Consider the following 13,333-nt stretch of genomic DNA (forward strand, 5'->3'; position numbering starts at 1 on the left):
GCGCGCATCACACCCGGCGCACACCGGCAACATGCCGGCGCAAGGCCCATGCGAAGGCCACCGCCATCGCGGCATCGAAGGCGGCAAAAGCCGTCAAGGCAGCGTCCGAGTGGCTCAAGGCCACCGCCTGCACCTGCCCCAGGCCCACGCAACACAGAATCATCCAGGTGCCCGACAAGGCCGCCGCCGTGCCCGCCTCCTTGGGGAAAGGCGCCACCGCACCGGCCTGCGAGCAGACCTGGTTGAAGCCGTGGCCCAGCATGTAGGCCATCTGCGCGGCCACCAGCCAATGCACCGCGTGCCACTGGGGGCACAGGCTCAGCACCAGGAAGGCCGCCATGCCGCACGACGACAGCACCATGCCGCACAGCAAGGCCGCCCGGCGCCCCGCCCGGCGCAAGACCTGTCGGCAGGCCATGGTGCCCGCCAGGAAGCAGCCCGAGTAAGCCGTCATGAAATAGCCGAAGGTGTCGGGGCGCACGCCATGCTGCCCGACCAGCACCAGCGAGGAGCCGCCGATGAACAGGATGGCCTCGGTGTAAGTGAACGCGGCCAGGCCGGTGTTGAGCAGGAACTCGCGGTGCACCAGGATGCGGCCCCAGCCCCCACACACCTCGCGCCAGCCCGGCGTGTGCCCGGCGGTGGCGGGCGGGCGGCTTTCCTCGAAGCGGTGCCAGGTCAGCAGCAGCACCCCGCCGGCCAGCACGGCCAACAGGCCCAGGGTCCCGCGCCAAGGCACCCAGCGCGCCAGCAGGCCGCCCGCCACACCGCTGAGCGTGGCCGTGATGGCCATGCCCGTCAGGGCTTTGGCAAAGGCCTGCGGCCCCTCGTGCACGTCGAAGAGGTCGCGCACCAGCGCCCGCGCGCAGACGATCATCGCGGCCAGGCCGCAGCCCATGGCCACGCGCGCGGCCAGCAGCCAAGCGGCACTGGGGGCGAGGGCCGCCAGCAAGGCGCTGCAGGCATAGAGGCTGGTGCCCGCTAGCAGGACGCGGCGGCGCCCGATGCGGTCGCTGTGGTGACCCCAGAACAGCTGCGACACGGCGAAGCCCAGCAGCATGCCCAGCAAGGTGCCCTGGGCCTGCACCACGCTCAGGTTCAGGCTCTGCGTGATGAGTTGCAGCGAAGGCAGGTAGAGGTCGGTGCTGAGGGGCTGGAAGCTCAGCAAGAGGCCCATGAAGCCGATGACGAAGCCGGTGGACATGGGCCTGGGCGCGGTGGCTTCACGCATGGCAGCCCCCTGCACGATGGCTTGGAGGGGTGGTGAGCCGGTGCCACAATGGCCCAAGCCCCGTTGCCTGCTCACCATGAAGACCCGTTTGCCTGCTGCCAAAACTGCTGCCGCCAAGGCCCCGTCCCAGCCCACCGCCACGCACGGCCAACCGCGCCGCGGCCGCCCCAGCGCCGACCAGCGCCAGGCGCCCGACCAGACCGCCCAGAACATCCTGGAGGTGGCCACGCGGGAGTTCGCCGACAAGGGCTTCAGCGGGGCGCGCATCGACGCCATCGCCGAGTCCACGCGCACCAGCAAGCGCATGATCTATTACTACTTCACCAGCAAGGAAGGCCTCTACCTCGCCGTGCTGGAAGACGCCTACAAGCGCATCCGCAGCATCGAGAGCGGGCTGAACCTCGATGGCTTCGAGCCCCTGGACGCCTTGCAGCGCCTGGTGGCTTTCGCCTTCGACTACCACGTGGCGCACCCCGATTTCGTGCGCCTGGTGATGAACGAGAACATCCACAACGGTGCCTTCCTGGCCAAGTCCGAATCGATCCAGCAGGTCAACCGCTCGGCCATCGACCACCTCAACCGGCTGTACCGGCGCGGCTGCGAGGCCGGCGTCTTCCGCACCGGGCTGAACGCGGTGGACCTGCACATGTCCATCAGCGCGCTGTGCTTCTTCACCGTGGCCAACCGCCACACGTTTTCGCTGAGCTTCAAGCGCGACCTGAGCTCGCCCAAGGCCCTGGCAGCCCGCCGCCGCAGCATCATCGACATGGTCGTTCGGCACGTGCAGCAAGAGGTGCCGACCCCGCACTGAGCGGCCGGCCAAGGCGGGGCGCCTCGGGGTTGGGCATGGGTTCATTGACAAATAAACGTACCAGTTAGTACATTATGACACTCACCTCCCAACCGCGCAGCCCTTTCGCCCCGACCGTGACCACCGCCCTGTTCGACGCCTTCCTCTCGACCGACGCCATGGCGGAGGTGTTCAGCGCGCAGCGCCTGGTGCAATCGATGCTGGACGTGGAAGCGGCCCTGTCGCAAGCGCAGGCCGCGCAAGGCCTGGTGCCCGCGGCCGCGGCCGATGTCATCCGCCAGGCCTGCGATGTGGCGCTGTACGACATCGCGGCCCTGCTGCAAACCGGCCGGCGCGCCGGCAGCCTGGCCATCCCGCTGGTCAAGGTGCTGACGGCCGAAGTCGCCCGCCGCGACCCGCAGGCCGCGCGCCACGTCCACCAGGGCAGCACCAGCCAGGACATCCTCGACACCGCCGCCGTGCTGCAAACGGTCCGCGCCGTGGCCCTGCTGCAAGACGGCCTGGCGCGGCTGACCACCGCCCTGGCCACGCTGGCCCGCACCCACGCCGCCACGCCGGTGCTCGCGCGCACCCTGATGCAACCGGCCACCGTGACCACCTTCGGCTTCAAGGTCTGCGGCTGGCTGGAAGCGCTGCAACGCAGCCAGCAGGCCTTGCGCGAACGCAGCGCCCAGGCCCTGGCCCTGCAACTGGGCGGCGCGGTCGGCACGCTGGCCGCCATGGGCGAGGCCGGCCCGGCCGTGGCCGCGCACATGGCAAAGGCCCTGGGCCTGCGCCAGCCAGCCCACTGCTGGCACACCCAGCGCGACGACTGGATGCGCCTGGGCGCCGAAGTCGCCATCCTCACCGGCAGCCTGGGCAAGCTCGCCACCGACCTCTCGCTGATGGCGCAGGGCGAAGTCGGCGAGCTGGCCGAACCGGCAGGCGCGGGGCGCGGCGGCTCGTCCGCCATGCCGCACAAGCGCAACCCGGTGTCGGCCATGCTGGCCCTGGCCTCGGCCCACCGCGCACCGGGCCAGATGGCCACGCTGCTGGGCTGCATGGCGCAAGCGCACGAGCGCGGCCTGGGCGACTGGCAGGCCGAGCTGGCCGAGTGGCCCCACCTCTTCCACAGCGCCAACGGCGCCTTGCAGGCCCTGGTCGAAGCCTTCGAAGGCCTGCAGGTGGACAGCGCGCGCATGCGCCGCAACATCGACAACTTGCAAGGCCTGGTGTTCGCCGAAGCCGCCACCCGCGTGCTCGCGCCCGCCCTCGGCGGCGCACCAGCCCACCACCTGATGGAAACCTTGTCGCAGGAAGCCGTGGCCAGCGGCCAGCACCTGCGCGAGCTCACCCTGGCCCGCGTGCAGGCCGACGACGCCCTGCGCAGCACCATCGACACCGCCGCGCTGACCGCCGCCTTCGACCCCCACGAGGCCGCCCGCTGGCCGGCCGGCCTGACGCTGCAGCGCCTGGCCGCGGCACCCACAGGACACACCCCATGACGCCTTTCGACCACGACCTCGAACGCGGCCTGCGTAACCGCCGCAGCGTGCTGGGCGACGCCTGGGTGGACCGCTCGCTGTCCAAGGCCAACGCCTTCAACGCCGACTTCCAGGCCTTCATCAACCGCTATGCCTGGCACGAGGTCTGGGGCCGCCCCGGCCTGGACCACCGCACCCGCCGCACCCTCGTGCTGGCCATCACCCTGGCGCTGGGCCGCTGGGAAGAGTTCGAGCTGCACGTGCGCGCCGCGCTCTCCGGTGGCGACGAGGCCTCGCGCCTGACGGTCGATGAGGTCAAGGAAGTGCTGATCCAGTCGGCCATCTACGCCGGCGTGCCCGCGGCCAACACCGGCCATGCGCTGGCCTTGGCCATCCTGCGCGAGCTGGGCGAGGCGCCCGAACACGCCGACCTCCACGCCCGCCTGGCGCCCGCGCTGCAGCCCGCCGCCGTGCCCGAGATCGCCCACCCCGGCGTGGGCCGCAGCCACTTCACCGCCACGGCGCCGGCCCTGCACTTCACCGTGCGCGGCGCGCCACTGGGCCACGCGTCCCACCCAGCCGTCACACGCACTTTCGTGCTGTGCCACGGCCTGGGCACCGACCACATGGTCTGGGACGCGCTGGCCAACGCGCTGGTCGCCGCCTGGCCGGGCGCCCGCGTGGTCTGCTTCGACCTGCGCGGCCATGGCCTGAGCGACGCCCCCACCAGCGCCTGCACACTGGCCGACCTGGTCGCCGACGCCCACCACCTGCTCGACGCGCTCGGTGCGCCGGCGGGCACCGACACCGGCACCAACAAGGACACAGACACCGCCAGCGGCCCCATCACCTGGATCGGCCACGGCCTGGGCGGCACCATCGGCCAGGCACTGGCCGCGCAGAGCCCCGCCCGCCTGGCCGCGCTGGTGCTGGCCCACACGCCCGCGTCCACGACGCCCGCCTCATTGACGCCGTTGACCGCCCTGACCCGCGATGGCGCCGCCACCGACGCAGCGACCCGCGAGGCCCAGGCCGACGCCGTCATGGCGCACTGGTTCAGCGACGACTTCCGCCAGGCCCAGGCCGCCACCGTGGTCCGCTGGCGCCGCCGCCTGCTGAGCGCGCCGCTGTCCGGCCTGGCCCTGCACCCGGTGGCCGTGGCCGCCGCGCAAACCCGCCCCGACACGACGGCACTGAGCGCCCTGCCAACCCTGGTCATCACGGGCGCGCTCGACACCGACGCCCCGCCCACCGAGGCCCGCCAGCACCTGCTGCGCCACCCCGGCGCCGCATTGGTGCTGCTGCCCGACGCCGGCCACCTGGGCATGCTGGAGCAGCCCGCCCTCTTCCAGGCAGCCGTCCTGCCCTGGCTGACCTCGCTCGCCCAGCCCTGATTCAACCCTGACGCACCCCTGACGCCAAGCGCCGAGGCTTGCGCGCAAGCCTTTGGGTGTCACGCGCCGCCCCTCCATGGTGGCGCGCAAGGCTGGCCGAGCGGCATGCCGCTCACCCGGTGCGGCGCGTCGCTGTGGGGCAGTGGCGCGCCGAGTGCCTGTGCTTCGACCGCCGCACGGTGCGCGTCAACGTCCAGCCCTGGGGGCTTGCGTGCCGGGCTTTGCGCCCCGCGCACCGCACCGATCGGCTCGGTGCGCCCAAGCCCTGAGCCTCGGCCGCAAGGCCATGTGCGCGGCGCGCCGCTGACAAGGCCCGGCGCGCGACGGCGGGAAGGCGGCATGCCGCTGGAACAAGGCGATGTGCCGCTCGGGCAAAGCGGCGCGCCGCAGCGGGATGGCGGCGCGCGGCTCCAGCAGCGCGACAGGCCGCGCCAACGCGGCGACAAGCGGCGGTTTGAACTCGGCTGGCGGCTGAAGGAGCCCGGCACGCCGAGCCGCTTGGGCGGCACACGCAGCCCGGCGCCTGGCCTTTGCGGCTCACCGGCCCGCGCATGAAGCATGGCGCAGCACATCCCAGCATCGTCCTACCAAGCAGAACGCCCAAGCACCCCCCCACAATGCGGAGCCGCAGACAAACCTCACTGGTCTGACAACGGACATTGACGATGCGCCGACTCACCCTCCTCCCGATCGCTGCTGGCGCGCTCACCCTGGCGTCTTGCGCCACAACCCCAGGCCCGGCCGACTGTCGGCCTGCCTTGAACGACTTCCTTGAACGCCGGGAAATCTGCGATCACCTGCGCGGAGAGATCCCCGACCCGGACGACCCCGATGGCCTGCAAGCGGCCATCGCGGCCATCAACCAGCAATGCCAGGGCACCGATGAGGCGCTGCGCCGCATGAAAGCACGCTGCGCCTCAGACCCAGACGCCATGGCACAGCTGAACGCGCTGGTGCCGCGGATCGAGCGCAAGACACCCCATTGAAGACGGGGTCGAGCGGCCGATCCCCCTGGGCAACTCACCTCAATCCAGCACCACCGCGCCAGCCTCGGGGTAGAGGCGAGGGAACAGCATCGACAAAGCGTCCAGGGGGAAACCGATGCGCACCTGACCTTTGGGCGAGTCGCTCTGGAGCAAGCCGTCATCGAGCATGGCCTTGAGCGCCTTGCGGCCCGTGCGCTCGCCCAGGCCCGTCATCTGCACGAAGTCACCCCGGCTCACGGGGCCGGCGATCATCACGTGCTGCAGAGGCAAGATGAGCTCTTTGCGGTAATCGCTGGCATTGGGCCTGAGCTCCTTGCCCGTTTGCGCGCGGAACACGATCAGCGCGGCGATGTGCTCCTTGATGCGCGCCAAGTCCAGGACTTGGGTCATGAAGTCCACCTGGTCCTTGCACACGCCGATGAAGAAGCGGCACCACTCGACCAACATGCGCTCGCTGAGGTTGCCACGGCCATCGAGGTCGCCATGGCGCGGCATGTCGGCCTCGGACAGGCGCACGTAGTACTCGTCCTGCCTGCGCGCCAGACCGCGGTTGACCGACCAGAGCCCCCGCGTGAGGTGGTGCATCGCGCCATGCAACTGAAGCCGGCAAGCCCGCCCATTGCCGTCGATGAAGGGGTGCACCCAGAGCATGCGATGGTGCTGGCATGCCGCAGCCACCAGGAAACGCTCCAACGCCCAGGGCTTGGCGTAGGCATCGTCAGCGGCGCGCAAGAAACGCGGCACAGCGTACGCGATGGGCGGCTGGTGGCGCTGCACAGCGACATCCTGCTGGCGCAGTTGGCCGGGCACGATCACCAGGCCCGCCTCCGAGACCCGGTCATCCTGGCTGAGCCGGCTGTACAGCAGGTCGTGCGCCTTGACCAGCATCTCGCTATGGAACGCCACAGCGTGGGCCGCATCGCCGGCATCGGGGTGCTGCTGGCGCACCGATGGATGGGCCGCTGCATGCGCCAGCAGCGCCTCCAGTTCGGCCTCCGCCTCGATGTGCGCCAGCGCCAGGCGCTGCCGCTTGGCCACATCGGGCTTGTCAGAGAAGTCCTTGCGCAGGGCTTGCGCGATGTGGACCGGGTGGGTGCTCTGCCCTTCGATGCGGTTCGAGTAGTAGGAATTCATCGCGCGCGTGAGCTCGCGCAGCTGAGAACGCGTTTGTTCGTTGGTGGCCGCTTGCAAGCGCAATGAGGCCTCGACCACCGGACGCGCCATGCGGCCGAGCTCGTCCAGGGGGTGGCCTGCCGGCATCAGGGGCAGGAACTGGTGCGGCTGGTCGTAGAAGGCGATGGGCGTGGCTTGGACGGACATGGGGGTGCGCACGATTGACGCCGGTTATTTTGCCGATCTTTCTGCCGATCACTTTGCCGGCTTCCATGCCGCGATCCTAGCCTCAGCCCCCTTCCATATCAAGCACTTGCATGAAAATCAACCCATGCCTGAGGCCATCCAAGCGCAGATCTTCTGAGACTTTTGTGCCGATCTCGTTGCCGCACCGCTTCGGCGCTGAGTCCTCTGCCGTCAGCGCACAAAAAAAGGGCCCCTGTGGGGGCCCTCGGCGTTCCAGCGAAGCCCAGCTTGTGGCCGGGCTGCACCCATCGAGCACAGATCGCTCAAACGACCATCAAACGTCGAAAAACACGGTTTCCTTGCCGCCGTCCGGGGTGTCCTGGATGCGGATGTCGAAGCGATAGACCACCTCGCCGGCGCGCTGCTCGCGGGTGGCCAGCAGGGTCTTGCGGCGCACCTCCCACTCGATGCCGTTGAGGATGGGGTCGGTGGCGTTGGCCAGGTCTTCGTCACCGAAGTACAGGCGGGTGTGCAGGCCGGTGTTGATGCCGCGCGCGAACAGGATCAGGCAGATGTGCGGGGCTTGCAGCTGGCCGTTGGCACCCACCACCTGGCCGGGCTTGATGGTCTCGAAGCTGAAGACGCCGGTGTCGAAGTCGGCGCCGGTGCGGCCCCAGCCGCGGAAGGCGGGGTCCAGCGGCTTGTCCTGGCGGTCGGCCGGGTGGGCGTACTTGCCAGCGGCGTTGGCCTGCCAGACCTCGATCAGCACGTCGCGCATCAGCGTGCCGCTGCCGTCGAACACGCGGCCTTCGACGCGGATGCGCTCGCCCAGGGTGTCGGGCTGCACCATCACGTTGCCGAAGTTGTTGTCGAAAATCTCGAAGCCGGCCTGTTGGGGGGCCAGGCCGATGTGCACGTAGGGGCCGCCGGTCTGGGAGGGGGTCTCGGGGTAGCGGGTCAATTGCGTGGTCAATGGCGTGGTCAGTTGGATCGTCATCTCGTGGGCCCTCGTCTCAGTTCTCGAACCAGGTGGCGTTGCGGCCGCGCAGGGTGATGTCGAAGCGGTAGGTCAGGCTGTCCATCGGCTTGGCGTGGTCCTTGTCCAGCAGCGCGATCAGGCTGCGGATCTGCGACTCGCTGGGGATGGTCTTGATGATCGGGCACTCGGGGATGAGCGGGTCACCTTCGAAGTACAGCTGCGTGATCAGGCGCTGGGCCCAGCCGTCGCCGCTGATGGAGTAGTGGATGTGCGCCGGGCGCCATTCGTTGATGCGGTTGCGCCAGGGGTAGGGACCGGGCTTGACGGTGCGATAGACGTAGTGGCCATTGGCATCGGTGAGCACACGGCCGCAGCCGCCGAAGTTCGGGTCCATGCTGCCGATGTACTGGTCCTTCTTGTGGCGGTAGCGGCCGCTGGCGTTGGCCTGCCAGACCTCGACCAGGGCGTTGCGCACGGGCTGGCCGAACTGGTCGCGCACGAAGCCGTGCACCACGATGCGCTCGCCAATCGGCAGGCCATCCTTGGCGAAGTTGGTCAGCAGGTCGTTGTCCTTGGCGCCCAGCTCTTGCGGCTGGAACACCGGCGCCGTCATCTCCGACAGCGTGGGCAGGTTGGCGATCAGCGCGTTGCGCGGCGAGCGCAGGATGCTGGTCTTGTAGCCGGGGGTCAGCGCGGGCGGATGGGCTTCGCTGTCGCGCTGGACGAAGGGGCCCAGTGGGCCGCTCTGGCCGTCGATGGAGAGGATGTGGCTCATGTCTCGGTGCAATCTCTGTGGGTTGGATGGCGTGGGGGCACTGTAGGCAGTGGGGTGCGCGGTGGCAATTGAAGATTCGTCGGCGCAGCGATCACCAGGCGCTATATCTGACGGTGTCTGCCGGTGTCTGACAGCACACCCGCCCTCACACCTGCAGCAAAGCGAGCTGCTCCTGACAGCGGTGGCGCCAGGCCAGGCCGGCATCGCGGATGACGTCCGACATCGCGGCCACGCGGGCCGACCCCAGCGCCGGCACCGCCTGCGTGAACATGCCGACGGCTTCGGTGGCCGTGCCGGGCAGCACGCGCCCCACCAGCAGGCCCGAGGCCAGGTCGTGGCGCACCGTGCTCAGCGGCGTCAGCCAGACCGCCCCGCCTTGCAAGGCCATTGTGCGCGCCACGGGCACGACCAGGGTGTCGATGCCGTGCGGGTGCGAGGCGGGCCAGCCCAGGCTGGCGGCGAAGGCGTCGGCCACCTGGCGGATGCCGGTGCCGGGCAAGGGCATCACCACCGCGCCATCCCAGCCGCGCCAGGCTTTCCAGGGCGCCTGGGCCAGCGGGTGCTCGGGCACCATCACGGCGATCAGGGGCTCGGCCCACAGCGGCTCGAAGCGCAGGGCCAGCATGCGGTCGGGCTCGGCCAGGCGGCCCAGCACGGCGTCCAGTTCACCGCGTTGCAACTGCGTCAGCAGCTCGTGGTTGCGCCCGGTCACCACCTGCACCGCGCCCTGCATGCCGCGGCCCCGCCAGGCCATGAGGATGTCGTGGACCAGCTCGACGGCCAGGGTGGGCAGCACGCCCAGGCGCACCGGCCCGGCGTCGGCCTCGCTCACGCTGAGCAGGGCGTCTTCGAGCGCGGCCACGCCCTGGCTGGCATGGCGAGCAAAGCGCTCACCGGCAGGTGTCAGGCACACGCCATGGCGCAGGCGCTGCACCAGGGGCTGGCCGACCACGTCTTCCAGCTCCTTGATGATCTTGGTGACGGCCGGCTGCGTGATGCTCAAGGCCTCGGCCGCCGCCTTCATGTTGCCGTGCGTGGCCGTGGCCAGCAGGCAGCGCACGTGCTGCAGGCGGATGCGGTGCACCAGGGGCGTGGCCATGGTCGGGGCAGCGCGGAGGGTGACTCAGCCCTGGCGCGCGCGCTTGAGGCGCATCTGGCCGGGCAGTGGCACCGAGCGTTGCAGCACGGTCTCGCCCAGCCACACGGCCGACTTGTGCGCCCGCTGCGCCACCGTGGCCGGCGGGATCTGCTGGTAGTCGTCGTTGAAGACTTCGAAGCTGTAGTCGCCGCGGTAGCCGATGCGGTCGAGCTTGCGCACCAGCTCGGCGACCTCGGCGCTGTGCGCACCTTCGCCGGGGAAGACGCGGAAGTGGCGCGCGGTGTTGATGCGCTCTTCGACCGAGCGGATCTCGTTCCACATGAAGTCGGCCAGCTGCACCAGGAAGATCTTGTCCGGGTCCACCTCGTCGAGCAGGTCCAGGTCGGTGCGGGTGGCGAAGGCGTGGAAGGAGTCCACGCCCAGGCCGAGGTTGGGCATGTCGGCGCGACAGACCGCGTCCCAGGCTTGCGGGAACTCGTTGATGGTGCGCCCCCAGGACAGGCCCTCGAAGGCCACCTTGATGCCGCGCGGCAGCGCCAGCATGGCCAGGCGGCGCAGGTCGGTGGCGATGGCGTCCATGTCGTCGGTGGCGTGCGTCGAGGTCGATGAGCACACCAGCAGCACCTTGGAGCCCACCGCCGAGCACAGCGCCAGCATGGCCTTGGCGATGTCCACCTTGTACTCGCGCAGGCCGCCGCTGAGGCCTTCGAAGTCGCGCAGCACCTGGAAGCCGGTCACGCGCAGGCCGCTGTCCTTGACAGCGCGGATGGCCGCCTCGACGCCGCCTTCGTGGCCGACGATGTCACGCGCCGACAGCATCACCTGGGTGAAACCGGCCTCGCGCATGGCCTTGAGCTTGCCTTCCAGCGGGCCGGCCAGCGAGATGGTGTCCATCCCGAAGCTGTCAATGTTGCCGTTGAATTGGGTCATGCCGGGTCCTCCGCGTCAGGCGCGTTCGCTGTGCACCAGCTCGAACGACAGCCCGAAGAGCTGGCCGGCCACCACCGCACCGCGGTCGCTGATGGGCGCGCGCGCCGACTCCGAGAACAGCACGCCGCGCTGCTTGAGCTCGGCCACCGCGGCGGCCACGTCGGGCGTGCCCAGGCCGATGCGCTCGATGTACTCCTGGCCATCGGCCTCCAGCTCCAGGCCGGGCTCGGGCTCGACCAGCTGGAAGTAGAAGGTGCCGCAGGGGCTGCGCAGCAGGCGGCCCTTGGGCAGGATGCCAAAGCGCGTCTGGTCGGGGATGGCGGTGAAGCCGAACAGCTCGGCGTAGAAGGCCGTCCAGTCCTCAGTGCGCTCCCAGCCGATGTACTGCACGGCGCCGAAGAAGTGCATCTGGGCCAGCGAGGCCGGGCGCTTTGCCACACCGGGGATGGGCACGAAGTCCACGTCGTAGATCGAGAACTCCTTGTGGCGGTCCACGAAGTAGATGCGGCTGGCGCCCACGCCGTGGATGGCGGGGATGTTGAGCTCCATCACCTCGACCTGCGTGGGCACGGCCCAGGCGCCCTTGTCCAGCGCGCGGCGGTAGGCCAGGCTGGCGTCGCGCACGCGCAGCGCGATGGCGCCGATCACCGGGTTGCCCTGCGCACCGGCCAGGCGGCCATCGGCGGCGTCATGGGCGTTGACGATGATGTTCATGTCGCCCTGGCGATAGAGCAGCACTTCGCGCGAGCGGTGGCGCGCCACCGGGTGGAAGCCCAGCGTCTCCAGCACCTGGCCCAGGGCCTGCGGCTTGGTGGTCAGGTACTCGATGAACTCGATGCCCTCCATGCCCAGAGGGTTGTCGGTGGCCTGCAGGCCTTCGCGTTGGGTGGGGTCAATCTGCATGGTGTGGTTTCCGGGAAAATCAGATCAGGCGTTCTTGGCGCGGGCCACCAGGCCCTCGATGGCCAGGCGGTAGCCATCGACACCGAAGCCCACCACGATGCCAGCGGCGGCCGGCGACAGGCAGGAGTGGTTGCGGAAGGGCTCGCGGGCGTGGACGTTGGAGATGTGCACCTCGATCACCGGCACGCCCGTGCCCTTGATGGCGTCGTGCAAGGCCACCGAAGAGTGGGTGTAGCCACCGGCGTTGAAGACCACGCCGATCAGCTCGCCGGCGCGGTGGGCGCGGCCCGCCTCGTGCAGCGCGTCGATCAGCGCGCCCTCGTGGTTGCTCTGCAGGCAGGTGACCGTGTGGCCGTGCGGCTGGGCCGTGGCCAGGCACAGGGCCTCGACATCGGCCAGGGTGGCCGCGCCGTAGATGCCGGGCTCGCGCGTGCCCAGCAGGTTCAGGTTGGGACCGTTGAGGACCAGGATCGAGGCCATGCGTGCGTCTCCGTGGCGCGTGATCTGCGCGCTTGTTGTGGGGAATGGCACCAGCCTATGCAAATTGAAGCCCCCCCACAAGCACATCAGCCCTCGATTGCGCGACAATCGCTCACGGCGCGCGACACGCGTCTGTTACTGGGGTTATCACGCATGGATGACAGCGACTTCCAGATCGCTCGCAAAGACCTGATCGAAAGCCTGGGCAAGGGCCTGTCGATCATCGAAGCCTTCGACGACGAACACGTCCGGCTCACGCCCAGCGAGGCCGCGCGCCTCACCGGCATGACCCGCACCGCGGCGCGCCGCTACCTGCTCAGCCTGGTCCACTTCGGCTACGCCGGTACCGACGGCAAGCTGTTCTGGTTGACCCCGCGCGTGCTGCGCCTGAGCCAGAGCTACCTGGGTGCCGCGCGCCTGCCACGGCTGGTGCAACCCTTCATCCAGCGCATCTCGATGCAATGCGGCGAGACGGTCAACGTCAGCGTGCTCGATGGCCACGAGGTGGTCTATGTGGCGCGCAGCAACTCGCCGCGCGTGGTCTCCATTGGCTATCACACGGGTGCGCGCGCACCGGCCCACGTGGTCACCCCCGGCATCGCCATGCTGTCCACCCTCACCGACGAGGCGCTGGACGAGTGGATCGGCGAGCACTCCTTCAGCGGCTTCACGTCCTACACCATCACCGACCGCGACACCTTCCGCGCCAACGTGCGGCACGCCCGGGTGCTCAACCACTGGATCACGCACCAGCAGTTCGACCTGGGCCTGAGCGGCGTGGCCATGGCCCTGAAAGACCGCAAGGGCGAGTGCAAGGGCGCCATGGGCATGACCGTGCAGTCGCGCGCCTACACGCCCGAGCAGATCGAGGCGCAGTTGCTGCCGCTGCTGCAAGACGCCGTCCAGACCCTGCGCCCCTTGCTCTGATCGGCGATGAAAAAAGGCGCCCCTCGCGGAGCGCCTTGTCGTGTGTCAGGCCTTCA

At 69.6% G+C, this 13,333-nt stretch carries 15 protein-coding genes; 7 read left to right on the forward strand and 8 right to left on the reverse strand.

Translation table 11 applies throughout. The features are described 5' to 3' along the window. Positions 1 to 7 precede the first annotated feature (7 nt). Complete coding sequence (locus EV672_RS05975; protein WP_166643473.1) at positions 8 to 1,231, reverse strand: MFS transporter; 1,224 nt, start codon at positions 1,229 to 1,231, stop codon at positions 8 to 10. Between the two features lie 76 nt (positions 1,232 to 1,307). Between EV672_RS05975 and EV672_RS05980 the strand changes: the two genes are divergently transcribed. From EV672_RS05980 to EV672_RS06000, 5 genes are all read left to right on the forward strand, one after another. Next, positions 1,308 to 2,042, forward strand: coding sequence for a TetR/AcrR family transcriptional regulator (locus EV672_RS05980; protein ID WP_133607203.1), 735 nt, complete (start codon positions 1,308 to 1,310; stop codon positions 2,040 to 2,042). A gap of 74 nt (positions 2,043 to 2,116) precedes the next feature. Continuing rightward, on the forward strand, positions 2,117 to 3,526 hold the full coding sequence (gene pcaB / locus EV672_RS05985; RefSeq protein WP_341770452.1) for a 3-carboxy-cis,cis-muconate cycloisomerase: 1,410 nt from the start codon (positions 2,117 to 2,119) through the stop codon (positions 3,524 to 3,526). Beyond that, a complete protein-coding gene (pcaCD, locus tag EV672_RS05990; protein WP_133607205.1) occupies positions 3,523 to 4,899 on the forward strand; it encodes a bifunctional 4-carboxymuconolactone decarboxylase/3-oxoadipate enol-lactonase PcaCD in 1,377 nt (458 codons plus the stop codon). The genes pcaB and pcaCD overlap by 4 nt, the downstream gene beginning before the upstream one ends. Before the next feature lie 339 nt (positions 4,900 to 5,238). Further along, positions 5,239 to 5,454 carry a hypothetical protein gene (locus EV672_RS05995; protein ID WP_133607207.1) on the forward strand — a complete coding sequence of 72 codons (216 nt, stop codon included), beginning with the start codon at positions 5,239 to 5,241 and terminating at the stop codon, positions 5,452 to 5,454. A gap of 203 nt (positions 5,455 to 5,657) precedes the next feature. Further along, positions 5,658 to 5,885, forward strand: coding sequence for a Rho GTPase-activating protein (locus tag EV672_RS06000; protein WP_133607209.1), 228 nt, complete (start codon positions 5,658 to 5,660; stop codon positions 5,883 to 5,885). A gap of 39 nt (positions 5,886 to 5,924) precedes the next feature. Here EV672_RS06000 and EV672_RS06005 read toward each other — a convergent pair whose 3' ends face one another. Continuing rightward, on the reverse strand, positions 5,925 to 7,205 hold the full coding sequence (locus EV672_RS06005) for a Fic family protein (protein ID WP_133607211.1): 1,281 nt from the start codon (positions 7,203 to 7,205) through the stop codon (positions 5,925 to 5,927). Between the two features lie 4 nt (positions 7,206 to 7,209). Between EV672_RS06005 and EV672_RS18695 the strand changes: the two genes are divergently transcribed. After that, positions 7,210 to 7,362, forward strand: a complete 153-nt coding sequence (locus EV672_RS18695; RefSeq protein ID WP_166643474.1) for a hypothetical protein — start codon at positions 7,210 to 7,212, stop codon at positions 7,360 to 7,362. A 156-nt stretch (positions 7,363 to 7,518) separates the two neighbouring features. On the opposite strand, the gene pcaG is transcribed toward EV672_RS18695, so the two are convergent. The 6 genes from pcaG to aroQ form a co-directional block, all read right to left on the reverse strand. Continuing rightward, positions 7,519 to 8,181, reverse strand: a complete 663-nt coding sequence (pcaG, locus tag EV672_RS06010) for a protocatechuate 3,4-dioxygenase subunit alpha (RefSeq protein ID WP_133607213.1) — start codon at positions 8,179 to 8,181, stop codon at positions 7,519 to 7,521. A 16-nt stretch (positions 8,182 to 8,197) separates the two neighbouring features. Further along, positions 8,198 to 8,938, reverse strand: a complete 741-nt coding sequence (pcaH, locus tag EV672_RS06015) for a protocatechuate 3,4-dioxygenase subunit beta (RefSeq protein WP_133607215.1) — start codon at positions 8,936 to 8,938, stop codon at positions 8,198 to 8,200. 145 nt (positions 8,939 to 9,083) lie between these two features. Beyond that, a complete protein-coding gene (locus EV672_RS06020; protein ID WP_133607217.1) occupies positions 9,084 to 10,037 on the reverse strand; it encodes a LysR substrate-binding domain-containing protein in 954 nt (317 codons plus the stop codon). 24 nt (positions 10,038 to 10,061) lie between these two features. After that, positions 10,062 to 10,967: a sugar phosphate isomerase/epimerase family protein gene (locus tag EV672_RS06025; protein WP_133607219.1), complete on the reverse strand. Its 906-nt coding sequence runs from the start codon at positions 10,965 to 10,967 to the stop codon at positions 10,062 to 10,064. Between the two features lie 15 nt (positions 10,968 to 10,982). Next, positions 10,983 to 11,870: a 4-hydroxyphenylpyruvate dioxygenase gene (locus EV672_RS06030; protein ID WP_133607221.1), complete on the reverse strand. Its 888-nt coding sequence runs from the start codon at positions 11,868 to 11,870 to the stop codon at positions 10,983 to 10,985. 24 nt (positions 11,871 to 11,894) lie between these two features. Next, positions 11,895 to 12,350: a type II 3-dehydroquinate dehydratase gene (gene aroQ, locus EV672_RS06035; RefSeq protein WP_133607223.1), complete on the reverse strand. Its 456-nt coding sequence runs from the start codon at positions 12,348 to 12,350 to the stop codon at positions 11,895 to 11,897. Between the two features lie 153 nt (positions 12,351 to 12,503). Here aroQ and EV672_RS06040 point away from each other — a divergent pair, with 153 nt between their 5' ends. Further along, positions 12,504 to 13,277: an IclR family transcriptional regulator domain-containing protein gene (locus tag EV672_RS06040; RefSeq protein ID WP_133607225.1), complete on the forward strand. Its 774-nt coding sequence runs from the start codon at positions 12,504 to 12,506 to the stop codon at positions 13,275 to 13,277. The last annotated feature ends 56 nt before the right edge of the window (positions 13,278 to 13,333 follow it).

The organism is Aquabacterium commune, from assembly GCF_004362855.1.
Classification (GTDB): Bacteria; Pseudomonadota; Gammaproteobacteria; order Burkholderiales; family Burkholderiaceae_C; genus Aquabacterium; species Aquabacterium commune.